Here is a 24,003-nt window from a genome sequence, read left to right on the forward strand (position 1 = left end):
CTCGGCGGACCGGGTGCGGCGGACCCGGTCCGCGGCCGGGGCTCAGCCGTCGAGCCGTACGACCCGGACGGCGCCCGCGGGGACCGCGAGGCGGCCCGCGGCGCGTTCGCCCGTCAGCAGTTCGGTGCCGTGTGTCTCCAGGGGCACCTTGGCGTCGGTGGCGGTGTGGTTGATCGCGAAGAGGAACGTGCCGTGCTCACCGGCGCGGCGGACCACCTCGACATCGCGGGGCAGGTCGGCGCGGGGCGCGATCCGGGCGTCCTCGGCGGCCCGGCCGAGCAGGGCGTCGAGGCCCTGCGCGTCCAGGCGGGTCGACACGTACCAGGCGGTGCCCTCCCCCGACCGGTGCCGGGTGACCGCCGGGTGACCGGCGGTGAGGCCGTCGGCGTAGGTCCAGACGGTCTCGGCGCCGCGCGGGGCGACGAACTCGGTCCACACGTCGCCGGTCGGCCCGGAGCCCTCCGGCCCGGTCAGCCGTACCCGCTGGTCCTGGAGGAGCGGCGAGAACTCCTCGACGGTGAGGCCGAGGACGTCGCGCAGCGGGCCCGGGTAGGCGCCCTCGTGCACGGCGTCGTGCTCGTCGACGATGCCGGAGAAGTAGGAGACGACCAGGGTGCCGCCGTTCTCGACGTACTCCCTGAGGTTGTTCCCGGCCGCCTCCGTCATCAGGTAGAGGGCCGGTACGACGACAAGGGGATAGGCCGACAAGTCGCTTTCCGGGTGGGCGAAGTCGACGGTGAGGTGGCGGTCGTAGAGGGCCTCGTAGAAGGCGTCGGCGCGCTCGCGCGGGTCGTGGTCCTCGCTGGGGCGCCACTGGAGGTTCTGCGCCCACCAGGACTGCCAGTCCCACAGGACGGCCGCGTCGGCCTGCGTCCGGGCGCCCTTGACCTGGGCCAGCGAGTCGAGGGAGGCGCCGAGTTCGACGACCTCGCGCCACACCCGGGTGTCGGTGCCACCGTGCGGGAGCATCGCCGAGTGGAACTTCTCGGCGCCGCGCCGGGACTGCCGCCACTGGAAGAACATCGCGCCGTCGGAGCCGCGGGCCACATGGGCCAGGGAGTTGCGGGCCATCTGCCCGGGCGCCTTGGCCGGATTTCGTGGCTGCCAGTTGACACCCGAGGTGGAGTGCTCCAGCAGCAGCCAGGGCGTACCGCCGGCCACGGAGCGGGTGAGGTCGGCGGCCATCGCGAGGTTGACGTGGGTCCGGCGGCCGTCGGTGATCAGGTAGTGGTCGTTGGTGACCAGGTCGACCTCGCGGCCCCAGGCCCAGTAGTCCATGGAGTCGCACTGGCTGAGCGCGGTCATGAAGTTGGTGGTCACCGGGACACCGGGTGAGAGACGGTGCAGGATGTCCCGCTCCGCGCGGAAGTTCTCCCGGATGGTGGCGTCGACGAAGCGCTTGTAGTCGAGGGCCTGGCCCGGGTTGCCGACGGTCGGGGTGGCGCGCGGCGGGTTGATCTGCGAGAGGTCGGTGTAGTGCTGGCCCCAGAAGGCCGTGCCCCAGGCCTCGTTGACGGCGTCGACCGTGCCGTGGGTGGCGGCGAGCCAGCGGCGGAAGTGGGCGGCGCAGGAGTCGCAGTAGCAGGCCGAGACGGGGACGCCGTACTCGTTGTGGACGTGCCACAGGGCGAGCGCGGGGTGGTCGCCGTAGCGCTCGGCGAGGCGGGTGGTGATGTTCGCGGCGGCCGCGCGGTAGTCGGCGTCGGAGTGGCAGATGGCGCCGCGTGAGCCGAACTCGTACCGCACACCCTCGGCGGTCACCGGCAGGGCCTCGGGGTGGGCCCGGTAGAACCAGGCGGGCGGCACCACGGTGGGCGTACCGAGGTCGACGCGGATGCCGTTCTCGTGCAGCAGGCCGATGACCCGGTCGAGCCAGCCGAAGTCGTACTCCCCCGGCGCCGGCTCCAGCAGGGCCCAGGAGAAGATCCCGACGCTCACCATCGTGACCCCGGCCTCGCGCATCAGCCGGACGTCCTCCTGCCAGACGCTTTCCGGCCACTGCTCGGGGTTGTAGTCCCCGCCGAAGGCGAGCCTGGTGAGGCCCCTGGGGTTGGTGTCCGGCATGGGTCTCTCCCGTTTAATCGATCGTTTGGGAACGTGCACACACATCGATCGTGGCGTGAGCCCAACATAACCGCACAGCAACAACCATTGACAAGTGTCCAGGATGTTTCTCTACTGTGAACGCTCACAGAGCATGACATGGACTCGCGACGGGCGAGCATCCAGGTCTGAGAACGCTCACACATCTGCATGGCAAGGTCCCCGCGTCGGGCGGGGGCCCAGGTCAGGGGAGAGATCCATGCCGCACACGAAGCGCCGCCGCCTCGTGACAACCGCCGTCGCCGTCTCGCTCGGCGCCACCGCCCTCGCCGCCTGCGGCTCGTCCGACGACAGCAAGGCCGACTCCGGTCCGGTCTCGCTGACGTACTGGGCCTGGGCGCCCGGTATGGACAAGGTCGTGGACCTGTGGAACAAGGGCGAGGGCAAGAAGGAACAGATCACCGTCACGGTGAAGAAGCAGGCGTCCGGCGACACGCTGGTCACCAAGATCCTCACCGCGCACAAGGCGAAGAACGGCCCCGACCTGGTGCAGGCCGAGTACCAGGCACTGCCGACGCTGGTGAGCAACGACGCGGTCGCCGACATATCGAAGAGCGTCGGCGGGGCCAGGTCCAAGTTCGCCGACGGCGTCTGGCAGCAGGTCACGCTGGGCACGGACGCGGTGTACGCGGTGCCGCAGGACATCGGCCCGATGATGTTCTACTACCGCGCGGACCTCTTCAAGAAGTACGGCCTGACGGTCCCCACCACCTGGGACGAGTTCGCGAAGACCGCCCGCGCGCTGAAGAAGAAGGCGCCGGACACCGACCTGACCACGTTCTCCGCCAACGACTCCGGTCTCTTCGCGGGCCTCGCCCAGCAGGCCGGCGCCAAGTGGTGGACCACCTCCGGCGACAAGTGGAAGGTCGCCATCAACGACGCGGCCACCCAGAAGGTCGCCAAGTTCTGGGGCGGCCTGGTCAAGGAGGGCGCCATCGACAACCAGCCGATGTACACCCCCGCCTGGAACAAGGCGCTGAACACCGGCAAGCAGATCGCCTGGGTGAGCGCGGTGTGGGCGCCGGGCACGCTGACCACGGCGGCGCCGGACACCAAGGGCAAGTGGGCGATGGCCCCGCTCCCCCAGTGGTCCACGTCCGAGGACGTCACCGGCAGCTGGGGCGGCTCCTCCACCGCCGTCACCACCGACTCCCGGCACCAGGAGGCCGCCGCCAAGTTCGCCGCCTGGCTGAACACCGACGGCGACGCGCTCAACGCGCTGGCCAAGGAGAGCGGCATCTACCCGGCGTCCACCTCGGCCCAGCTCAGCGGCGCCTTCGCCAACCCGCCGGAGTACTTCTCCAACCAGGCCGACTTCTACACCGAGGCCGCCGAGATCGCGAAGACCACGGCGCCCTCCGCCTGGGGGCCGAACGTGAACGTCGCCTACACGTCGTTCAACGACGCGTTCGGCGCCGCCGCCAAGAACAAGTCGGACTTCGTGACCGCCCTGAACTCCATGCAGGACGCCACGGTCGCCGACATGAAGAAGCAGGGCTTCGAGGTCTCTCAGTGACCAGCCCCACCAGCCGGAGGTCGTACGGGGTCAAGGGGGCCCCGTACACCTTCCTCCTCCCCGCCACCGCCCTCTTCGCCCTGTTCTTCGCGCTGCCCATCGGGTACGCGGTCTGGCTCAGCTTCCGCAAGGTGCACGTCTCCGGGCTCGGCCTGGGCGCGGGCGCCCGCAGCGAGGTCTGGGCCGGACTGGAGAACTACCGGGACGCCCTCACCGACAACGAGTTCTGGGCCGGCGCGCTGCGCGTCGTCGGCTACGGCTGCATCGTCGTCCCGGTGATGCTGGGCCTCGCCCTGCTGTTCGCGCTGATGCTCGACAGCGAGCGGGTCCGGCTGGCCCCCTTCACCCGGCTCGCGATCTTCCTGCCGTACGCCATCCCCGGCGTGGTGGCCGCGCTGCTGTGGGGCTTCCTGTACCTGCCGGACGTCAGCCCCTTCTACTACGTGCTCGACAAACTGCACCTGCCGCAGCCGAACCTGCTGGACGGCGGCCCGCTCTACCTGGCCCTCTCCAACATCGCGGTCTGGGGCGGCACCGGCTTCAACATGATCGTCATCTACACCTCGCTCAGGTCCATCCCGGCCGAGGTCCACGAGGCGGCGAAGCTGGACGGCGCCACCCCGCTGCAGACCGCCCTCCGGATCAAGATCCCGATGGTGGCGCCCTCGCTGGTGCTGACCTTCTTCTTCTCGATCATCGCGACGCTCCAGGTCTTCAACGAGCCGACCACCCTCAAGCCCCTCACCAACTCGGTCAACACGACCTGGAGTCCGCTGATGAAGGTGTACGAGGACGCCTTCCGCAAGGGGGACATCTACTCGGCGGCGGCCGAGGCGACCCTCATCGCCCTCGCCACGCTGGTGCTGTCCTTCGGGTTCCTGCGGGCCGCGAACCGCCGTAACAGGCAGGAGGCAGCAGGATGAGTTCTCTTGCCGTCCGCAAGGCCGCCCCGGCGGCCGGTACGACTCCCGGTACCGCCCAGGGGCCGCCGCCGCGCCGCCGGATCGCCCTGATCCCGACGCTCACCCTGCTGCTGGGTGCGATCTACACCCTGCTGCCGGTGGCCTGGGTGGTGATCGCGTCCACCAAGTCCGGCAGCGAACTGTTCTCCACCTTCACCTTCCTGCCGGGCAGCGGCTTCCTGGACAACCTCAAGGACCTGAACGCCTACCGCGACGGCGTCTACTGGACCTGGATGGGCAACTCCGCCCTGTACGCCGGTCTGGGCGCCCTGCTGTCGACCTGTGTCTCCGCCTTCAGCGGCTACGCCCTCGCCACCTACCGCTTCCCGGGCCGCGAGTCGCTCTTCAACGTGCTGCTGGCCGGCGTGCTGATGCCCCCGGTCATCCTCGCCATCCCGCAGTACCTGCTGCTGGCCAAGGCCGATCTCACGGACTCCTACTGGTCCGTGCTGCTGCCGCAGATCCTTTCCCCGTACGGCGTCTATCTCTCCCGCATCTACGCGGCCGCGGCCGTGCCCACGGACGTGATCGAGGCCGGGCGGATGGACGGGGCCGGCGAGTGGCGGATCTTCACCCGGATCGCGATGCCGATGATGATGCCCGGCATGGTCACGGTGTTCCTCTTCCAGTTCGTGGCCGTCTGGAACAACTTCCTGCTGCCGTACATCATGCTCAGCGACGACGAGAAGTTCCCGCTCACGCTCGGTCTGTACACGCTTCTCGAACAGGGCGCCAACACTCCCGCGCTGTACACCCTGGTGATCACCGGGGCGTTCCTGGCCGTGCTGCCGCTGATCGCGCTGTTCCTGGTCATTCAGCGCTTCTGGAGCCTTGACCTGCTGTCCGGGGCCGTAAAGTCATGACCATGGGCAGCAATGCGGGGGGCCGGCGCAAACCGCCGACGATTCACGACGTGGCGCGCGAGGCCGGTGTCTCACGAGGGACGGTCTCGCGTGTGCTCAACGGCGGCCACTACGTCAGCCCCGCCGCCGAGCAGGCGGTGAACGACGCCATCCGCCGCACCGGGTACGTGGTGAACCGGCACGCCCGTTCGCTGATCACCGGACGTTCGGACTCGGTCGGCTTCCTGCTGACCGAGCCCCAGGAGAGGTTCTTCGAGGACCCCAACTTCAACGTGCTGCTGAGCGGTTGCACCCAGGCGCTGGCCGGGCACGACATCCCGCTGCTGCTGATGCTGGCGGGCACCAAGGACGAACGGCGCCGCATCACGCGGTACATCACCGCCGGGCACGTCGACGGGGTGCTGCTGGTGTCCAGCCACTCCGGCGACCCGGTCGCCGAGGAGCTGCGGGCGGCGGGTGTGCCACTGGTCGCCTGCGGCAAGCCCATCGGGCTCGGCTCGAAGGTGAGTTACGTGGCCGCCGACGACCGGGACGGCGCCCGGGACATGGTCCGGCATCTGCTGGCCGTGGGGCGCCGCCGGATCGGCATGATCACCGGTCCGCTGGACACCCCCGGCGGTGTCGAGCGGCTCGCCGGGTACAAGGAGGTCCTCGCGGAGGCGGGCGTCGGGATCGACGAGTCGCTGATCGTCTCCGGGGACTACAGCCGGGCCAGCGGCGAGGCCGGCGCCGAGCGGCTGCTCGCGCAGGCCCCGGACCTGGACGCCGTGTTCGTGGCCTCCGACCTGATGGCGCAGGGTGTGCTGACGGTGCTGCAACGCACCGGCAAGCGGGTCCCGGATGACATCGCTGTCGGCGGCTTCGACGACTCCCCGGTGGCGACCGCCGTGTCGCCGGCGCTCACCACGATCCGGCAGCCCTGGGACCGCATCAGCACCGAGATGGTCCGCGTCCTGCTCGCCCAGATAGGCGGCGAGGACCCGGCGGCGGTGATCCTGCCGACGGAGCTGGTGCGGCGCGGGTCGGCCTGAGGCGTGGGACGGGCGGCCGGCAGCCGGTCAGTTTTCGAGAAGCCGTGCCGCCCCTCGCCCTCCTAGCGTGGGAACCACCGGACGGACCGCGCCGGGCAGCCAGGTACGAGGAGCGAGAAGACCATGACCGCAGGCATCCAGACGATCATCTACCCCGTGAAGGACGCGGAGCGGGCCAAGGCGCTGTTCACCGCCTTGCTGGGCGTCGAGCCGTTCGCCGACGAGCCGTACTACATCGGGTACAAGGCCGCCGGGCAGGACGTCGGCCTGGACCCGAACGGGCACGCCCAGGGGCTGACCGGGCCGACGCCGTTCTGGCATGTCACCGATCTGCGGGAGCGGCTCGCGGCGCTGCTGGCGGCCGGTGCGGAGCTGGTCCAGGACGCCCGGGACGTCGGCAACGGCCGGCTGGTCGCCTCCGTGAAGGACGCCGACGGGAACATGGTGGGGCTGCTCCAGGACCCGGTGGCCTGACCGTCGTACTCGTCCTTGCGCGACCCGCGGAACGCTGCTTGCACCCGCACTAGTTGCACACTCAACGATTGGCCGGATCGGTGCTACGGTGCGGGTATGGCAGTCAAGACGGCCGAGGCCCGGCTGGAGGAGCGCTGGCGGGACATCCTGTCGGTGCACGCGCGCACGATGTGCGAGATCGACCGGGTGCTGCACCCGCACGGGCTGGGCGCGAGCGACTTCGAGGTGCTCGACCTGCTGGCGACCGAGTCGCCCGCCGAAGGCGACCACTGCCGGGTGCAGAACCTGGTGGGACGGGTGCATCTGAGCCAGAGCGCGCTGTCCCGGCTGATCGGGCGGCTGGAGAAGGACGGCCTGGTGGAGCGGTCGGTGTGCGTCGAGGACCGGCGGGGCGTGTGGGTCGCGCTCACCGCCAGGGGCCGCGCCGTGCACGCCGAGGTACGACCACTGCAGCGGGCCGCGCTGGAGCGGATGCTCGAGGGCCCGGCCGCCGGCTAGAGCGCGAACTCGATGCCGTCCGGCAGCACTTCGATGCCCTCCTCGGCCAGTTGGGCGCGGGCCCGGGAGGCCGGGTCCACCAGGGGGTTCGTGTTGTTGAGGTGGGTGTAGATCCGCCGGGTGCGGGGATGCCGGGCCAGGGCGGCGAGGCTGCCGTGCGGACCCGAGACCGGGAGGTGGCCCATGGCGGCCTGCCCGGGCCCGGACCGGACCGTCGTGCCCAGCTCGTCGGCGGTGAAGAAGGTGCCGTCCAGCAGGACGCAGTCGGCCTCCGCGCACAGCTCGTCGAGTGTGTCGCTCCAGGCGCCGACCCAGGGTGCGTAGAGCAGGACTCCTCCGGTGGCCAGGTCCTCGACGCGGTATGCCGTGACCCAGCGGCCGTCCGCCTCGGCGAGTGCGGCCGGCACGTACTTCGGGGCCTTGGCGCTCACCGGATGGGCGGTCACGACCAGGCCGCCGGACAGCACGAAACCGCCGTCGGCCAGGCTGTCGGCCCACTCCCAGGGGGCGTAGCGGTCGAGGGCGCCACGGGCCGGGGCCAGCAGCGTCCGCACCGGCGGGGCCGCGTACACCTTCAGGTCCGGTGCCCCGCGCAGCACGGTCAGACCGGTGACATGGTCGGCCTCCGCGTCGGTGAGCAGCACTCCGCGCACCGGGGTCTCCCGGGGGCCCGGACCAGGCCAGAGCACCGCGGTGGCGGTGAGCTGGGCGCGGATGTCCGGCGAGGCGTTCAGCAGCCACCAGTCCCGGCCGTTGCCGGTCAGGGCCACGCACTCCTGGGTACGGGACGGCAGCTTGCCGTCCCGGGCGGCGGCGCACAGCACGCAGGCGCAGTTCCACTGCGGGAATCCGCCACCGGCTGCGGTGCCCAGCAGGACGACCCTCACGACGATCCGCCCCTCTCGGTCTCCCCGGCCCCTGCTGGGATCTTCCCTCAGGATGGGCCGCGCTACCCGTGGCCGGGGGGAACTTCCCGCTGTCCTTCGGGGGGCTGGCGGTCCACCGGGCGCATCGGCGGGATCGGTTCCGACGGGAAGTCGCGGCCGCCGGTCCACAGCGCCGGTACGGCGTCGCACCGGCGGCACAGTTCGTAGGCCACGGCCTCGTAGTTGACCCGCCAGCCGTGGAAGTGCGGCCAGGCCTCCCGGGTGCCGCGTTCCGCGCGGAAGCCGGTCTTCTCCAGCATGGCCACGGCCGCCTCGAACTCGCCGTACGTCAGGTCGATCGGGGCGTCCGGGGGCGGGTCGGAGTCGAAGGTCGCCCGTACCGAGGCGGCGATGTCGCGCAGGGCCGTGAACCCCGCGCGCAGCACCAGGCGGGCCTCCGGCGGGGCGGCGCGCGGGCTGAGCGCGAGCTGCAGGGCGGCCGCGTCCATGACGGCGACCAGGCCGACCAGCCAGCTGCGGTAGGGGCGGGGCGAGCGGAACGCCAGCAGCACCGGGTAGGTGGCGTGGCTCTCCCCCATGTCCGCGGCCAGCCGTTCCCAGGCCCGGTACAGCTGGGGCAGCGCGACCTCGGTGTCGACCAGCCACTGCCGGGCCAGGATCTCCGGGCCCCAGGCGGGTTCGCCGGCCCGGGACTGCAGGAGGGTGACCTCCAGTTCGCGGCGGTTGTAGGCCGCGTACAGCGTGGGGAGGTAGGCGATCTGGAGGGCGATGACGACGGGGCCGGTGGCGGCGGCGACGAAGTCGAGCGCGGACAGCCGCAGCCGGGCTCCGCTGGCGAACCCGAGGGTGAACAGGCTGGATCCGGCCTCCCGGAACGCGATGCTCCAGGACAGCGGGGAGAACGCGTAGAGCAGCAGGCCGAAGCCGAGGAACGCCCCACCGAGCCAGGCGGCGAGCATGCCGATCAGCATCAGTGGGGCGAGCCAGGTCTCCGCCCGGTCGATCGCCCGGTAGTCGCGACCGCGCGCGGTGAGGCAGAGCAGCTTGCGCAGGGTCCACCACAGCCGGTACACCAGCACGGAGTACAGGCCCCGGGGAACCACGAGAGTGCGCAGGATGCTGCGCAGGACCAGGATCAGTACCAGTCCCCCGGCCACCCCGGAGATCCATTCCATGGGGCCATTCTGACCCGCACGGCGGCCTCCCGGTGACCGGGACCCGTCGTCAGCCCGTCGGCCGGGCCAGCAGGGTGCGCACGCCCTCGGAGGTGAGCGTCAGCGCATGCGTCGAGCTGCCGTCGATGGCGAGCGACAGGTTGTCCTCGGGCCATTGCTGGGCGAGCGCGCCCAGCGGCACCAGGCGGTAGCGGGAGACCGTCGGCAGCAGGCCGGTCAGCTCTCCCTCCGAGGTGAACACGGGGACGACGGGGTCGCCGTCGGGGCGTTCCAGGACGGGCAGCGCGATCATGGCGGGGTCGGCCGCCTCCGCCGCGTCGTCCGGCACCGGGACCAGCACGTCGCTGTGCGCGAGCGTGTCCAGTGCGTCACGGTCCTCGGCGTTCACGGCCAGCGTGTCGAGCGCCCGCTGGGCCGGCGTCGGAAAGTCGTCGTGTGCGGGTGTCTCCATGACAGATCCCCAGATAGTGGTGGTACGGGCCGCAGGGACCGGCGAGTACCGGGCGGCCACGGCACGCGTACCCGGTCGGCGCCGGGCCATGCGTCCGGGCTCTAGCCCCCGGACGGCCGAAGGGCGGCTCCGGCCTGGTGACGGGCTGGATGGTCCTGCGGGCCGCGGGCCCGGCCGGGTGGTCAGTCCGGCGGCGCCGGAGTGGTCGCGGTGCGGGTCTCCTGGGCACGGATCCTGCCGCGGCTCAGCGCCAGGGTGCCGGCGAAGCCGAGTGCGAGTGCGGCCAGGACACCCAGATTGGCGTACGCCCACGCGCCCGATTTTCCGCCGAGGCCGAGCGGGCCCAGCAGATAGCCCTGCCAGGTCAGCCAGCTCGCGGCGGTGTTGGTGACCAGGCCCCAGCCGAGGGCCGTGGCGGTCAGCGTGAGCAGCAGGGGCGGCAGCGGTACGTCGCCGTAACGGCCGGCCGGGCGGTAGAGGTCGGCCTCGTCGTAGTCGCGGCGGCGCAGCGCGAGGTCGGCGAGCATGATGCCGCACCAGGCGGCGATCGGCACGCCGAGTGTGGTGAGGAACCCCATGAACTGGCCGAGGAAGTCGTCGGCGAAGAAGACGATGTAGACCGCGCCGGCGGTCATCAGGACGCCGTCGACCAGGGCGGCCAGGTAGCGCGGCACCCGCAGGCCCGCGGAGAGCAGCGCGAGGCCCGAGGAGTAGATGTCCAGGACCGCGCCGCCGACCAGGCCGAGCACGGCGACGACGGCGAAGGGGACCAGGAACCAGGTGGGCAGGACGGTCGTCAGCGCGCCGATGGGGTCGGCGGCGATCGCCTTGTCCAGCATGTCGGAGGAGCCCGCGAGCAGCAGGCCGAAGACCAGCAGGAGGAGCGGGGCGAGGGAGCTGCCGAAGGTGGTCCAGCCGATCACGCCCCGGCCGGAGGAGCCGCGGGGCAGGTAACGGGAGTAGTCGGCGGCCGCGTTGACCCAGCCGAGTCCGAACCCGGTCATCATGAACACCAGCGCGCCGATGAACTCCTGGGCGGAACCGGACGGGATCGCGCGCACCGTCGCCCAGTGGATGTGGTCAGCCACCAGCCCGACGTAGCCGAGGGTGAGGACGCCGGTCACCACCGTGATCACGGTCTGCAGCCGCATGATCAGGTCGAAGCCCATCACTCCGCCGATCACGGTCAGGGCGCAGACCACGACCAGGGCGACCACCTCGGTCCCGGTGCCGCCGCCCCGGCCCAGCCGGGCGAGGACGGTCGCGGTGGCCATGGTGGCGAGGGCGATGAGGACGGTCTCCCAGCCGACGGTGAGCACCCACGAGACCACCGATGGCAGCCGGTTCCCGCGCACGCCGTACGCGGCCCGGCTGAGCACCATCGTGGGTGCCGAGCCACGTTTCCCGGCGACCGCGACGAAGCCGCAGAGCAGGAAGGAGCCGAGGATGCCGAGGACTCCGGCGGCCAGCGCCTGCCAGAAGGAGATGCCGAAGCCGAGCGCGAAGGCGCCGTAGCTCATTCCGAGGACGGAGACGTTCGCGCCGAACCAGGGCCAGAACAGCGTGCGCGGGGTGCCCTTGCGGTCGGCGTCGCCGATCACGTCGAGGCCGTGGGTCTCCACCTGGAGCTGCCGGCCGGGTTCCCGCGTGTCCGCCATCGTCGACCCATCCGTCCAGGTGTGTTGGCTGGAGGCTAGGTCTGCCGCCGACGGGGGTCAAGGCGGGACCTGGGGCGCCGTCAACTCCTTCGGTCCGCAACCCGGTTGGGCCATCCCGATTTGACAGCACCCGGCTCCCTCTCCAATCTATGATCATGACATCCATTTTCAACAGGACAGGGTGACCAGGCGATGCGTGTGGCTTTCGTCGGCAAGGGCGGCAGCGGCAAGACCACCCTGTCGGCCCTCTTCATCCGTCGGCTGGCGCGGTCCGGCGCGCCGGTCGTCGCGATCGACGGCGACATCAACCAGCACCTGGCCCACGCCCTCGGCCTCGGCGAGGACGAGCTGTTCACAGCACCGCCGCTGAGCGCGCGGACGGGTGCGATCAAGGACTATCTGCGCGGTACGAACCCCCTGATCGCGTCCGGGGAGGCCATGGTCAAGACGACCCCGCCCGGGCGTGGCTCGCGGCTGCTGCGACTGCTCGGCGACGACGAGGTGCACTCCCACCACGTCCAGGCAGTCGACGGGGTGCCGCTGATGGTCACCGGGGCGTTCGCCGAGAGCGACCTCGGGGTGGCCTGCTACCACTCAAAGCTCGGCGCGGTGGAGCTCTATCTCAACCATCTGGTGGACGGGCCCGGCGAGTACGTCGTCGTCGACATGACGGCCGGCGCCGACGCCTTCGCCTCCGGCCTCTTCACCCGCTTCGACATGACGTTCCTGGTGGTCGAGCCGACCCTCAAGAGTCTCTCCGTCCACCGGCAGTACCGGGATCACGCGGCCGAGTTCGGCATCCCGGTCGCCGTGGTCGGCAACAAGGTGTCCGGCGCCGACGACCTCGCCTTCCTGCGCGAGCGGGTGGGCGACGACCTGCTGGCCCACTGCGAGCTGTCGTCGTACGTCCGCGCCCAGGAGCAGGGCCGGGCCGGCGGTGCGCTCGAGCCGCACAACTCCCGGGCCATGGACCGGCTGCGGGCCGCCGTGGACGCGCGGGCCAAGGACTGGGACGCCTTCCAGCGGCATGCCGTGGAGTTCCATCTGCGCAACGCCACCGCCTGGGCGAACGCGGCCACCGGCCGGGATCTGGCCGCCCAGGTCGACCCGGACTTCCGGCACGGTCCGGCGGCCCTGCCCGCCTTCGCCTGAAACCCGCCCCCCTGTCGATCCACCCACCTCGAACAGAACAGGACACAGCCCTATGTCGCTCGACGTCTCCCCGCAGCTGCTCGCCGAAGCCGAGAACGGTGCGGTACGGGAGGAGGACTTCGTGGCAACCGTCCGTACGTCCCTGCCGTACGCCTACCACCTCATCGCCCGCCTGACCGGTGAACTGCGCGACGGTTCCCGCGAGTTCGCCGACAACCAGACCCCGCCGCCGTCCGAGAGGGAGCGCGGGCAGCTGCTGCGGGCGCTGTCGTCCGACGCGATCCGGTCCAGCCTGGAACGGCACTTCGGGGTCGCCCTCGCCTTCCAGAACTGCCACCGGGTGGCGGTGTTCCCGCCCGAGGCTCGGGGCGGCCGGACGCACACCCGCTTCACCTCGACGCGCTCGCAGATCCTCAACCAGTCACCCGAGTTCCGCGACTGCTGAACCGGGGCGGGCGGGAAGCGACGCCCCGACCGCCGCAGGAACTCACCAACTCCTGCTCCCCCCAGCCTCCTTGACCAGGAGCCCTCGGCCTCGCCCCGGCCGGCGGGGCCGGCGGGCTGCTCAGCCGGTGACGATCTCGGCGAACCGCTCAGCGCCCACGTTGCCGCCGGAGAGGATGACCCCGATCCGGCGCGGCAGCGGCGCCACCCGGTGGGCGAGCAGCGCGGCCAGACCGGTGGCGCCGCTCGGCTCCAGGACGGTCTTCATCCGCTCGAAGGCGAACCGCATCGCGTCCCGGATCTGGTCGTCGCTCACCAGTGAGATGTCGTCCACCAGACGCCGGTTGACGGAGAAGGTCAGCTCACCGGGGATGTCGGCGGCCTGGCCGTCGGCGATGGTCCTCGGCACCGGGATGGACACCCGGTGCCCGGCCTCCAGGGACCGCCTGGTGTCGTCGCCGGCCTCGGGCTCGACCCCGACGACCCGGATCCCGGGCAGCAGACCCTTCGCCGCGGTGGCGCTGCCGGCGATCAGCCCGCCGCCCCCGACCGGCACCACCAGGGCGTCCAACTCACCGACCTCCTCGATGAGTTCGAGGGCGGCCGTACCCTGTCCGGCGATCACATGCGGGTGCTCGTACGGCGGCACCAGGGCGAGTCCGCGTTCGGCGGCGAGGGCCTCGCCGATGGCGACGCGGTCGCCGGTGTAGCGGTCGTACGTCACGATCTCCGCGCCGTATCCGGCGGTCGCCTCCAGCTTGGCGCGTGGGGTGTCCTCGGGCATCACGATGACGGCGGTGGTGCCGAGTTCGCGGGCGGCGAGGGCGACGGCCTGGGCGTGGTTGCCGGAGGAGTAGGCGGCGATGCCCTTGGCCAGCTGTTCGGCGGAGAGCCGGGACGCGGCGTTGTAGGCACCCCGGAACTTGAAGGCGCCGATGCGCTGGAGGTTCTCGCACTTCAGGAAGGCCTCGGCGCCGACCAGTTCGTCCAGGGTGCGCGAACGCAGCACGGGGGTGCGGTGCGCCACTCCCTTGATCCGCGCGGCCGCGTCCTGCACGTCCTGAAGGGTCACGGGCGGGGTGTCGGGCATGTTCGTCCTCCGTTCTGGGCGCCGCCGGGCGCCGGATGGGCGTCGAGCACAGCCGTTCGACGCCGACCGTATGGAATTATTGTCTATCATCTGGACGTGAAGTCCAGACCCGGTCCGGGCGGGGACACGGAGGCGAGCGGATGGCACAGGAACCGACGGGCACGGCGGGCGGTGCGGCGGCACGGGCCGAGCAGGACGCGATCATCGCCGCGCTGGCCCCGGTCGTCGAGGGGATCGTGGCGACCTTCGGCGCGTTCTGCGAGGTCGTCATCCATGACTTCCGCCGCCCCGAGCGCTCCGTCGTGGCGATCGCCGGCTCGGTCACCGGCCGCGGGGTCGGCGGATCGATGAGCGAGATCGGCATGAAGCTGCTGGCGGCCGGCGACGCGGCGGCCGACGAGCTGAACTACCTCACCCGCACCCGGGACGGGAAGCTGGTCAAGTCCTCCACGATGGTGCTGCGCGACTCGGCCGGTTCGGCGTTCGGGGCGCTGTGCGTGAACCTCGACGTCACGGCCGTGACCCAGGTCCATGCGCTGGTCGGCGACCTGGCCGGGGTCGCGGCCCTGCCCGAGACACCGCCGACCACGACGTTCGGCGACGACATCACCGCCGTACTGGACTCCATCGTCGACACCCGCCAGCTGCGCGAGGCCAGGCCGTGGCCCCAACTCACCCGCGACGAACGCCTGGAACTGTTCCGGGACCTCGACCGACAGGGTGTCTTCGCGGTCCGCGGCGCGGTCCAGCAGATCGCCACCCGGCTCGGCATCTCCCGCGCCTCCGCGTACAACTACCTGGCGGCGACCCGGGCGGAGTAGCCCCGAAGACAGGGTCATCCGATGTGTACGACCCGGGCCCAGGCGGGCGGTTCGTCCGGTACGTAGTCGGGGTCGTCCTCGTCGTACGACGTGCCGGCGCAGTGGCGGGGGAACAGACCGACCACCGTCCGGCAGGGCGGCTGGGTCCCCGGCCAGGGTGTCTGTCCGTCGGTCAGGGCCACCACGACGTCCGGGGCGGGGCGGGCCCGCAGCGCTCTGGTGAAGCCCGCGCGCAGGTCTGTTCCGCCGCCGCCCACCAGCGCGATGCCCTCCGCACGGCACAGGGGGTGCACGGTCCGGGCCGCCGCGTCACAGGAGACCACGCTGACCAGGTCCCGGCGGCCGCCGACGGCGCGGGCGATGGCCGCCACCTCCAGCAGGGCGCTGCCCAGTTCGGCGTCGCTGACCGAGCCGGAGGTGTCGATGACCACGGAGACCCGGGGCGGTCTGCGGCGCAGGCTGGGGAGCACCACGCCGGGCAGACCTGCCGAACGGCGCGACGGGCGACCGTAGTCGTAGTCGTCGCCCGCACCCGCGGCGGAGGTCGCCGAGCGGACCGCCGCGCCCAGCAGCTCCCGCCACGGCTGCGGCGGGTGGAAGGCCTCCTCCGCCCAGCGCCGCCAGCCGTCCGGGGTGCTGCCCGGGCGCCCGGTGATGGCCTGCGCAACCCGGAACCGCACCCCGTCCCGCTCCTGCTCGCTGAGGCCGTGCGCGCCGTCCGGCCCCAGGTCCCAGTCCCGTGCGCGGCCGTCGGCGCCGCTGCCGCAGTCCAGCCAGGTGAGGGCCTGGGTCAGCGGTCCCAGCCGGAACAGCCGTAGGTAGTCCTCCATCAGCAGGCCCTCGTCCAGCTTCAGGTTGCGTGGGCGGACGGCACCCTGGGGCCGGGCGAGTCCGTCGCCGTACGCGTCGTCGTTGATCTCCAGGTCCGCCGCGATGTTCATCCGCAGCCGCTCGCCGGCCCCGGTCAGCCCGCGTTGCCTGGCGACCCGGTCGCTGCGCCCGTGGTGGTCGCGCAGCAGGTGCGACACCTCGTGCACCCAGACGCCGGCCAGGTCCTGCACCGGCATCCGGTCCACGAACGCCGGCGAGACATAGCACCGCCAGTGGGCGTCGACGGCCATGGTCGGCACCTGCCGCGACTCCACCACGTGCAGGGCGAACAGCGCGGTGGCGAGGTAGGGCCGGGCCCGGGCTGCCTGCAACCGGGCCGCGTACAGCTTCTCCAGGTCCAGCGTCCCGGCCGGTGCGGTGCTCATCGGCCGGCCTTCGCCGCGACGCGCTGGGCGGCCCGTTCGGCCCGACGGGACACCGAGACGGCTCCGGCGAGGCGTTCGACGGCCTCGGGCACGTCCCAGTCCTCCCGGCGGAGCGAGGCGAGGGTGGTGGCGGGCACGACCACCAGATCCGGAGCACCGGTGTCCAGCGCACGGACCAGCAGCGCCCAGGCCGCGTCCCAGCGGGCCCGGTCGGGACGCTCGCGCACGGCGGCGACCACGCCGTCGAGCACGGCCTGCCGCAGGTCGCCGCGCTCGGGCAGCTCGGCGGCACCCGGATCGGCGAGCAGGATCTCGGGATCCGGCAGCTCCATCCGGTCCACGCTCGCGAGGAGTTCGAGCCCCGGGCCGTCCCCGACCGTGCCCCGCACCAGCAGGGAGAGCACGTCCCGGGAGGAGCCGGCGGCGTGCGCGAAGGCGACCAGCCGCAGGGTCATGTCCCAGCTGCGGGGCGAGGGCCAGGCGCCGCCCCTGCGCGTCTCGCCGCTGGGCAGCCGGTGGACGAGCGTGGGGCGGGTGGCGAGCAGACCGCACACCGCGCGGCGCGCGAAGTCCACGGCGGCGGAGAGCCTTTCCGGGTCGAGCCGGGGCAGGGTCGCCCGGGGCCAGGTGCCGCCCAGACCGCGTACCACGACCTCGTGGTCGTGGGCCCACTGCAGATGCACGAACCGGTTGGCCAGCGGCGGGCTCAGCTCCCAGCCGTCGGCCGCCGAGGACCGTGGGTTGGCCGCCGCCACGATCCGTACCGCCGGCGGGAGTCGCAGCGCGCCGACCCGTCGTTCCAGGACGAGCCGGAGCAGGGCGGCCTGCACGGCCGGCGGCGCGGTGGACAGTTCGTCGAGGAAGAGCAGGCCCCGGCCGGCCTTCACCAGCCGTACCGCCCAGTCCGGCGGAGCCATCGGGACGCCCTGGACGGCGGGGTCGTCGCCCACGACGGGCAGCCCGGAGAAGTCGGACGGCTCGTGCACGCTGGCGATCACCGTGGTCAGCGGCAGGTCGAGGGAGTCGGCCAGCTGGGTCAGGGCGGCGGTCTTGCCGATGCCGGGCTCGCCCCACAGGAGGACGGGCATGTCGGCGGCCACGGCGAGGGTGAGCGCCTCCAGCTGGGTGTCGGGGCGGGGTTCGGTGGCGGAGTCGCCGAGCAGCTTCAAAAGGTCTTCAGCGACGTCGAGTCGGGTGGAAACGCGCATGGGCATGTCTGATCACCTTGGGGTGTGAGTGAGCAAGTGGGTGTGGGTCAGCGCCAGCTGGCGGGGCGCGGGCCGAGGCGTGGGTCGCGGGAGCGTGGTCGCCGGCGTTGCCGGGTACGGACAGGGCCGGTTCCGGGTCCGGCGAGGCCAGCCCGGTAGAGGCCGTACGCGATGCGCCGGCGCGCGGCCGACTCCAGTTCGTCCCTCAACGGGCCGTCACGCAGCACGGCTTCGGGCCCCAGCAGTCCTTCGACGACGGCGAGCGCGCCGGCGATGTCCCCGTGGTCGAGCCGTTCGCGTACGCCGGTGAGGCAGTCCGGGCGGCGGTGTGCCTCGTCGATGACCCGCAGGCAGGGCAGCGGTGGCCCGCCGAGCGCCACCAGCAGTTCCTCACGCCGCAGTTCGTCTCGGGCGTGGTCCAGCGGGGACAGCACCCCGTCGACCAGGCCGATGCGGTGGAGGGCGCCCCGGCACTCCACGAGGCGTGGCTGCCCGGCCGGATCCGCGTTCCGGATCCGGGCGGCCGGTGTGTATCCGGATACGAGCGCCTCCGCGACCAGCGGATGCAGCTGCCCGGCGTCGATCAGCCCGGCGCGCAGCAGCTCCAGGTCGGGGAGGGTCCAGGTCGCCGCGTCGGGCAGCACGGGCAGTGAACCGGTGTGCCCGCCAGGGCTCGTGGACGTCGTCCCGTCGGCCGCGAGGTGCAGGGCGAGCCGCTGCCGGCCGCGCAGGTGCACGGCGACGGTTCCGCTGTCCCGCCCCTCGGCACGCAGCACGATCCGCCCCTCGTCCGCCCAACGGTCGATCGCACACGACGAGGGCAACGGACCGGCACCGGGGTGGGGGCGCGGTTCGACGGCGGGGCCCGGGTGGGGACGCGGTTCGACGGCGAAGTCCAGGTCGGTACGCGGTTCGACGGCGAAGCCCAGGTCGGTACGCGGTTCGATGGCGAGGTCCGAGTGGGTGCGTGGTTCGGCGACGAAGCCCAGGTCGGTACGCGCCGGTCCGACGGCGAGGTCCGAGTGGGGACGCGGTCCGACGACGAACCCCAAGTCCGTACGCGGATTGGCGACGAAGCCCAAGTCCGTACGCGGTTCGACGGCGAGGTCCGAGTGGGTACGCGGTCCGGCGGCGAAGCCCGTGTGCGTCCTTTCGCCGCCGGACCGGGTCCGTAGGTCGCCGGCGGCGCCCGCGTCCCACAGATGGCGGTGCAGGTCGAAGCGGAACCGGCGGCTGGGGCGCGGATGCGGATGCCCCCGGGCGGTGGGCTCGCGCAGGTTTCCGTCCCAGATCGCGAGGCTGACCCGCTGCCCGGCGTCGGCCCAGGCCGGCGGTGTCCGGGCCACGAGCTCCACGGCTCCCTGCCCGACGTCATAGCGGGCGAGCGGCATGGTCAGCCCGGGCCGCAGCAGCCCGTCGGGCGCGATTCTCGGCAGGTGCCAGCGCAGCAGTTCGGGGGCGAGGCGCCGCAGGTCGGCGCGGATCCGTTCCATGACGTCCCGGCCCCGGGTACGGGCCAGGTCACGCAGGTTGAGGTCGACGTCGAAACCGGCGGCGGCACACGCCCCCGCCCAGTCCCCGGCAGCGCGCCGGGCGGTCGCGGTTTCGATCATGGCGGGCGGCACGGCGAACTCGCGCACCCGCCGCCAGAGGAGAAGCCGGGTGTCCTCGTACACGGGGTGAGTGGCCATCAGGCCTCACCTTGCGCGGACGGGACCCCCGATCTGTGATCAGAGTGAGTGGTCATCGCGGGGAGCATACGGCGGCGGCGCCCCGGTCGGCCACGCAATTACGCGGCGGCCCGCACGTGACGGGGATCACCTCGGCCGAGTGCAGCGTTCCGTCGGTCCCAGGGCCTTTTCCCAGGTGTAGGCAGCCGGGGAGAGCGGGGACCGTGGGAACCGAGGGAACGGAGCAGGCTCGCGCCGGTGAGTACGACGAGTTCGTGGCGGCCCGCTGGTCGGGGTTGTTCCATCTGGCCCGTCTGCTCACCGGTGGCGATCGGCATCGGGCCGAGGATCTGTTGCAGGAGTCCTTGGTCAAACTGTGGTTCGTCTGGCCGAAGATCGCCGACGAGGCACCGGAGGCGTACGTCCGCAAGGTGCTGGCGCGTGCCGCCGCGCGCTCGGCACGGCGCCGCTGGTGGGGCGAGCGCCCCGTCGAGGATCTGCCCGAGGTCGCGGCGGCCGGTGACCTGTCGGCGGCCGTCGCCGAGCGGTCCCGTCTGGAGGCCGCGCTCGCCCTGCTGACCCCGCGCCAGCGGGCCGCGGTCGTCCTGCGCTACTACCAGGACCTGCCCGACCGGCAGGTGGCCGAGGTGCTGGGGTGCCCGGTGGGTACGGCCCGGTCGCACGCGGCACGCGGTGTGGCCCGGCTGCGCCGGCTGCTGACCGACGTCATCGAGCCGGTGGGGTGAGGGAGAAGCCATGGACCACTTCGAGCGGCAGCTGACGCAGTTGATGCACGGCGAACGGGAACCGGCGGCGTTCGAGCCCAGGCACCGGGACCGGCTGCGGGCCGGTGTGCAGGCCCGGCGGCGGGCCCGCGCGGCCCGGCGGGCGGCCGGCGGTGTCCTCGCGGCCGCCGGGCTCGGCCTGGGTCTCTTCCTGTGGCCCCATTCCGGCGTCCGTGGCGAGCCCGGCGCGCCGCACCCGTGGCCCGCGACCAGCCCCGGCCCGAGCACGGGCACGACACCGGGGCCGAGCCCAACCCCCACCGCACCGGCCACCGGCGCCACGACCTCGGCCCCGCCGCCCGAGGACACCTCCACGCCCTCGGCCCCCGTCTCCGCCACGAACGGTCACTCGGCCTCGTCGACGCCGTCCGGGACCACCACCCCGGATTCGGGCGCGACCTCGTCGGAGAGCACGTCCACGGACACGTCCGGGAACTCCACGTCCACCTCGTCCCCTCCGTCGCCGCCCGTGACCGAGGGAGCCGACCCGTCGACCTCGGCCGGCTCGGCCGGATAGCGAGCAGCCCCCGTCCCTCATCCCTCCCCCGCCGGGTGTGCCTTCGGCACGCCCCGAGAACGAGTACGAATGCGAAAAAACACCATGAAACGCTCCCCGCTCATGCCTCCCGAAGCCACCTCACCGGCCCCGGCCGCCCCGCCCCCGAGCCACCACGACGAGCCGGTCCTGGACCTGGCCGTGCCGGTGTTCAACGAGGAGACCGACCTGGAGCCGAGCGTGCGACGGCTCCACGCCCATCTGCGGGAGACCTTCCCGTACCCCTTCCGTATCACCGTCGCCGACAACGCCAGCACGGACGCCACCCCGCTGATCGCCGCCCGGCTCGCCGGTGAACTGCCCGAGGTGGAGTGGATACGGCTGGCCGAGAAGGGGCGCGGCCGGGCGCTGCGGGCCGCCTGGTCGCGGTCGCGGGCGCCTGTCCTCGCCTATCTCGACGTGGACCTGTCGACCGGGCTCGCGGCGCTGCTGCCGCTCGTCGCCCCGCTGCTCTCGGGCCACTCCGACCTGGCCATCGGCACCCGGCTGACGCCCGCCTCCCGGGTGGTGCGCGGCCCCCGGCGGGAGATCGTCTCCCGCTGCTACAACGTCCTGCTGCGCTGCACCCTTTCGGTCCGGTTCTCGGACGCGCAGTGCGGTTTCAAGGCGGTACGCCGGGACGCCGCCGAGCGGCTGCTGCCGCTGGTGCGGGACTCCGGCTGGTTCTTCGACACCGAGTTGCTGGTCGTCGCCGAGCGGGCCGGGCTGCGCATCCACGAGGTGCCGGTCGACTGGGTGGACGACCCGGACAGCAGGGTCGCGCTGCTGTCCACCGCGGTGGCCGATCTGCGCGGGGTCGCGAGGGTCGGCTGGGCGCTGGCCCGGGGCGCGCTGCCGACGGCCCGGCGAGAACGGCGGTCCGCGACACCGGCGGTCGTCACGGCTCTCGGGCATCTCCTGCTGTACGCGGCCGTACGCCCGGTCACCGGCGAGCAGATAGCCAACTCCCTTTCACTGCTTGCCTGTTGGACTCTCGTCCAGACGGCCCTCGGCGCGCTTCCACTGCCCGCCCTGGCCGTCCGGCTGGCGCTCTCCGCCGGTTCGCTCGCCGCCCTGCGGTACACCGTGCCCGCCGCCGGGCACCGCGCCGAACTCGCCGTACTGGCCGCCACCCATCTGGCCCTCGTGCCGGGGCTGTGGCCGCTCCGGCGGAACCGGACGGAGTCCGCGGCCTCGTGAAAGCACCTGTGACGACAACCGTGACCATCACGCCCCCGGTCCTGCCCGAGGCCCCCGCTCCGGGCGCTCCGGACACCCCTGTTCTCCTGCGGTGGCTGCGCCGTTACGGCCCGGTCCTCGCGATGTACGGGGTCCTGAAGCTCATCGGCTTCGGCTCGTTCATGTATCTGCTGGACTCGGCCGGGGACTTCCGCAGGAAGCATCCGCGCTTCGGGGGCGGCGCGCACACCTGGGACGTGCTGGGCACCTGGGACGGCTGGTGGTACGAGCAGATCGCCCTGCACGGCTACCACCCCGCGCTGGTCCCGGTCCCCGGCGCCACCGGCATGATCACCCTCCAGGGCAACTCGGCCGCGTTCTTCCCCCTGTACCCGGCGCTGATGCGGCTGGCCATGGAGGTCACCGGTCTCGGCCCGTTCGGTGCGGGGCTGCTGGTGTCGGTGGTGGCCTCGTTCGTGGCGGCGCTGGGGATCCATGCCGTCGCCGCGTGGTTCGGCGGCCGTCGGGCGGGGCTGGCGGCGGCCGGGCTCTGGGCCGTGTGGCCGGGCTCCGGCGTGGAGTGGGCGGTGTACTCGGACTCGCTGTACGTGGCCCTCGCCGCGTGGGCCCTGTACGCGGTACTGACCCGCCGCTGGCTGACGGCCGGTGTGCTGACCTTCGCGGCCGGGCTCAACCGGCCCACCGCCGCCGCCCTGATCGCCGCGCTCGCCCTGGCCGGGCTGCTCGCACTGCGCCGGCGCGAGGACGGTGTCGCCCGTCCGCTGACCGCGATGCTCGTGGCCCCGCTGGGCCTGCTCGGGTACCTCGGCTGGGTGGGCCACCGGATGGGCGACTACGGCGGCTACTTCAGGCTCCAGTCGGCCGCGTGGGGGCACGAGTTCGACTACGGCAGGCAGACTCTGGACGTCCTGACGTCGGTCGCCGTGGGCCACTTCGGCTATCTCTTCGCGCTCCCGTTCGCGGACGTCATCGGTGTCGGTGTCGTGCTGCTGGACCTCGCACTGCTGCCGCTGCTGATCCGGCTGCGGCCGCCGGCGGTGGTGGTCGTGCACACGGTGCTCACCCTGGCGCTGGTGCTGGGCAGCCAGCAGTACTTCGCGAACGTCTCGCGTTATCTGCTGCCCGCCTTCCCGCTGTTCGTGCCGCTCGCGGTCGCGCTGCGCCGGGTCGGCCTGCCCTGCCAGTGCCTCGTGCTGGGCCTCGCGGCCCTGGCCTCCGGCTCGTACGCGGGGTACGCGCTGTTCGAACTCGGGGTGCCCTAGACGGTGTCCGGCGACTCAGAGGCGGATGGAGGATTCACTGATATGGCATCCGAAGGATCGTTTTGTAATGCTTCGTTGGAGTGACATCACGTATCGGGATCCGCCGCCCGGGGATGGAGTACGCGGCGGACCCAGCTACGTCCCGGGTCCGCGGGCTCCTCGGGGAGTCACCCTCAGACAGAGACGGTTTTCATGCGCCTTCGCCACACCGCGGCCGCCGCACTCGGTGCGCTCGCTCTCGTCGTCACCCTGCCGACCTCCGCGAGCGCCGCCACCGGTGACTTCTCCTACAAGTTCGTGGGCCTCGACGGCTCGCCCCGGTCGGCCACTCTCCATGACCCGGCCGGCCCCGGCTGCATCACTCTGCCCGAGGTCGCGGACCCGGGCAGCTCCGAGCCCGCGTTCGCCCCGCACAACGACACCGACGAGTGGGTGGTGGTGTTCACCGAGCCGAACTGCACCGGCGCCTCCTGGACGCTGCGTCCGCACGGAAACCCCGCCACGGACCGCCTGACGCTGCGTTCGGTGTTCCTGACCGGCAGCCACTGAGCGAAAGCCGCCGTCCCCTGCCGTCGGTTCGTCGGCACGGGCGGCGCCTACGTCGAGCGGTTCGGCCTGTGGAAGAAGGACATCGGCCGGATCGCCACGGAGTTTTTCTGTCTCCGGCACCCAGTCGCTGCCGGTTGGGCGTAAATGCTTGGGCGGTCGTTGTCGGGTCGACGTGGTGCTGCTCCGCGAATTCGACGGGCCGAGACGGCCGAGCCGTTTCTGGATGCGGCGGGGATCGCGGAAGCCGTCGACGCATCCGAAGAGGGCGAGGTTCGCCTCGGGCCTGGTGGTGAAGAAGCGGCGGCGGGGAATTTCGTCCTGGACGAGCCGACAGGTTTTGGAGCCGCCCGGTCGGTGCTGACTCAATGGTCCAGGCCGCGTGTTGGCTTCAATGCCCCAGGCCGCGTGTGGTT

At 72.2% G+C, this 24,003-nt stretch carries 23 protein-coding genes; 14 read left to right on the plus strand and 9 right to left on the minus strand.

Annotated elements, in window-relative coordinates; translation table 11 throughout:
• Positions 1 to 42: 42 nt before the first annotated feature.
• Entirely contained in the window at positions 43 to 2,064 is a 2,022-nt protein-coding gene (locus tag ACWDGI_RS28990) for a beta-galactosidase (RefSeq protein WP_450763891.1), read from the minus strand.
• Between the two features lie 238 nt (positions 2,065 to 2,302).
• Here ACWDGI_RS28990 and ACWDGI_RS28995 point away from each other — a divergent pair, with 238 nt between their 5' ends.
• The 6 genes from ACWDGI_RS28995 (at position 2,303) to ACWDGI_RS29020 (ending at position 7,447) form a co-directional block, all read left to right on the plus strand.
• Positions 2,303 to 3,619, plus strand: a complete 1,317-nt coding sequence (locus ACWDGI_RS28995) for an ABC transporter substrate-binding protein (protein WP_450763893.1) — start codon at positions 2,303 to 2,305, stop codon at positions 3,617 to 3,619.
• A complete protein-coding gene (locus ACWDGI_RS29000) occupies positions 3,616 to 4,542 on the plus strand; it encodes a carbohydrate ABC transporter permease (protein WP_450763894.1) in 927 nt (308 codons plus the stop codon). Before ACWDGI_RS28995 ends, ACWDGI_RS29000 begins: the two co-directional genes overlap by 4 nt.
• Positions 4,539 to 5,444, plus strand: coding sequence for a carbohydrate ABC transporter permease (locus ACWDGI_RS29005; protein ID WP_450763896.1), 906 nt, complete (start codon positions 4,539 to 4,541; stop codon positions 5,442 to 5,444). The genes ACWDGI_RS29000 and ACWDGI_RS29005 overlap by 4 nt, the downstream gene beginning before the upstream one ends.
• A complete protein-coding gene (locus ACWDGI_RS29010; RefSeq protein ID WP_450763898.1) occupies positions 5,441 to 6,475 on the plus strand; it encodes a LacI family DNA-binding transcriptional regulator in 1,035 nt (344 codons plus the stop codon). Before ACWDGI_RS29005 ends, ACWDGI_RS29010 begins: the two co-directional genes overlap by 4 nt.
• Positions 6,476 to 6,598: 123 nt before the next feature.
• Positions 6,599 to 6,949, plus strand: a complete 351-nt coding sequence (locus ACWDGI_RS29015) for a VOC family protein (protein WP_351736329.1) — start codon at positions 6,599 to 6,601, stop codon at positions 6,947 to 6,949.
• Positions 6,950 to 7,045: 96 nt separating this feature from the next.
• Positions 7,046 to 7,447 (plus strand): MarR family winged helix-turn-helix transcriptional regulator, encoded by a 402-nt coding sequence (locus ACWDGI_RS29020; protein WP_360491827.1) that lies wholly within the window; start codon positions 7,046 to 7,048, stop codon positions 7,445 to 7,447.
• On the opposite strand, the gene pqqB is transcribed toward ACWDGI_RS29020, so the two are convergent.
• From pqqB to ACWDGI_RS29040, 4 genes are all read right to left on the minus strand, one after another.
• A complete protein-coding gene (gene pqqB / locus ACWDGI_RS29025; protein ID WP_450763901.1) occupies positions 7,444 to 8,334 on the minus strand; it encodes a pyrroloquinoline quinone biosynthesis protein PqqB in 891 nt (296 codons plus the stop codon). The genes ACWDGI_RS29020 and pqqB overlap by 4 nt on opposite strands.
• A 62-nt stretch (positions 8,335 to 8,396) precedes the next feature.
• Positions 8,397 to 9,509, minus strand: a complete 1,113-nt coding sequence (locus ACWDGI_RS29030; RefSeq protein WP_450763903.1) for a hypothetical protein — start codon at positions 9,507 to 9,509, stop codon at positions 8,397 to 8,399.
• A 49-nt stretch (positions 9,510 to 9,558) separates the two neighbouring features.
• Complete coding sequence (locus tag ACWDGI_RS29035) at positions 9,559 to 9,960, minus strand: SseB family protein (protein ID WP_360491821.1); 402 nt, start codon at positions 9,958 to 9,960, stop codon at positions 9,559 to 9,561.
• A 182-nt stretch (positions 9,961 to 10,142) separates the two neighbouring features.
• Entirely contained in the window at positions 10,143 to 11,618 is a 1,476-nt protein-coding gene (locus ACWDGI_RS29040) for a purine-cytosine permease family protein (protein WP_450763905.1), read from the minus strand.
• 192 nt (positions 11,619 to 11,810) lie between these two features.
• Here ACWDGI_RS29040 and ACWDGI_RS29045 point away from each other — a divergent pair, with 192 nt between their 5' ends.
• Positions 11,811 to 12,770, plus strand: a complete 960-nt coding sequence (locus ACWDGI_RS29045; RefSeq protein ID WP_450763907.1) for an ATP-binding protein — start codon at positions 11,811 to 11,813, stop codon at positions 12,768 to 12,770.
• Between the two features lie 52 nt (positions 12,771 to 12,822).
• A complete protein-coding gene (locus tag ACWDGI_RS29050; RefSeq protein WP_450763909.1) occupies positions 12,823 to 13,215 on the plus strand; it encodes an SCO5389 family protein in 393 nt (130 codons plus the stop codon).
• Between the two features lie 120 nt (positions 13,216 to 13,335).
• Here the strand turns inward: ACWDGI_RS29050 and ACWDGI_RS29055 are convergent, their stop codons facing one another.
• Positions 13,336 to 14,304, minus strand: coding sequence for a threo-3-hydroxy-L-aspartate ammonia-lyase (locus ACWDGI_RS29055; RefSeq protein WP_450763911.1), 969 nt, complete (start codon positions 14,302 to 14,304; stop codon positions 13,336 to 13,338).
• 140 nt (positions 14,305 to 14,444) lie between these two features.
• Here ACWDGI_RS29055 and ACWDGI_RS29060 point away from each other — a divergent pair, with 140 nt between their 5' ends.
• On the plus strand, positions 14,445 to 15,125 hold the full coding sequence (locus ACWDGI_RS29060) for a helix-turn-helix transcriptional regulator (RefSeq protein WP_450763913.1): 681 nt from the start codon (positions 14,445 to 14,447) through the stop codon (positions 15,123 to 15,125).
• Positions 15,126 to 15,139: 14 nt separating this feature from the next.
• On the opposite strand, the gene ACWDGI_RS29065 is transcribed toward ACWDGI_RS29060, so the two are convergent.
• Genes ACWDGI_RS29065 through ACWDGI_RS29075 form a run of 3 tightly spaced genes read right to left on the minus strand, consistent with a single transcriptional unit; the run spans position 15,140 to position 19,280 of the window.
• Positions 15,140 to 16,381: a vWA domain-containing protein gene (locus ACWDGI_RS29065; protein ID WP_450763915.1), complete on the minus strand. Its 1,242-nt coding sequence runs from the start codon at positions 16,379 to 16,381 to the stop codon at positions 15,140 to 15,142.
• On the minus strand, positions 16,378 to 17,595 hold the full coding sequence (locus tag ACWDGI_RS29070; RefSeq protein WP_450763917.1) for an AAA family ATPase: 1,218 nt from the start codon (positions 17,593 to 17,595) through the stop codon (positions 16,378 to 16,380). Before ACWDGI_RS29070 ends, ACWDGI_RS29065 begins: the two co-directional genes overlap by 4 nt.
• 41 nt (positions 17,596 to 17,636) lie before the next feature.
• Positions 17,637 to 19,280 carry a hypothetical protein gene (locus ACWDGI_RS29075; protein ID WP_450763919.1) on the minus strand — a complete coding sequence of 548 codons (1,644 nt, stop codon included), beginning with the start codon at positions 19,278 to 19,280 and terminating at the stop codon, positions 17,637 to 17,639.
• A 203-nt stretch (positions 19,281 to 19,483) separates the two neighbouring features.
• Between ACWDGI_RS29075 and ACWDGI_RS29080 the strand changes: the two genes are divergently transcribed.
• The 5 genes from ACWDGI_RS29080 (at position 19,484) to ACWDGI_RS29100 (ending at position 23,590) form a co-directional block, all read left to right on the plus strand.
• Positions 19,484 to 20,005 (plus strand): SigE family RNA polymerase sigma factor, encoded by a 522-nt coding sequence (locus ACWDGI_RS29080; protein WP_450763921.1) that lies wholly within the window; start codon positions 19,484 to 19,486, stop codon positions 20,003 to 20,005.
• Positions 20,006 to 20,015: 10 nt separating this feature from the next.
• Positions 20,016 to 20,561, plus strand: a complete 546-nt coding sequence (locus tag ACWDGI_RS29085) for a hypothetical protein (RefSeq protein WP_450763923.1) — start codon at positions 20,016 to 20,018, stop codon at positions 20,559 to 20,561.
• A gap of 102 nt (positions 20,562 to 20,663) precedes the next feature.
• On the plus strand, positions 20,664 to 21,779 hold the full coding sequence (locus tag ACWDGI_RS29090) for a dolichyl-phosphate beta-glucosyltransferase (protein WP_450763925.1): 1,116 nt from the start codon (positions 20,664 to 20,666) through the stop codon (positions 21,777 to 21,779).
• Positions 21,780 to 21,901: 122 nt separating this feature from the next.
• Positions 21,902 to 23,041 carry a hypothetical protein gene (locus ACWDGI_RS29095; protein WP_450764353.1) on the plus strand — a complete coding sequence of 380 codons (1,140 nt, stop codon included), beginning with the start codon at positions 21,902 to 21,904 and terminating at the stop codon, positions 23,039 to 23,041.
• 192 nt (positions 23,042 to 23,233) lie between these two features.
• The gene (locus tag ACWDGI_RS29100; protein WP_450763927.1) at positions 23,234 to 23,590 is read left to right on the plus strand and encodes a hypothetical protein; all 357 of its coding nucleotides are present in this window, start codon (positions 23,234 to 23,236) and stop codon (positions 23,588 to 23,590) included.
• The last annotated feature ends 413 nt before the right edge of the window (positions 23,591 to 24,003 follow it).

The organism is Streptomyces sp. NPDC001220 (genome assembly GCF_053597895.1).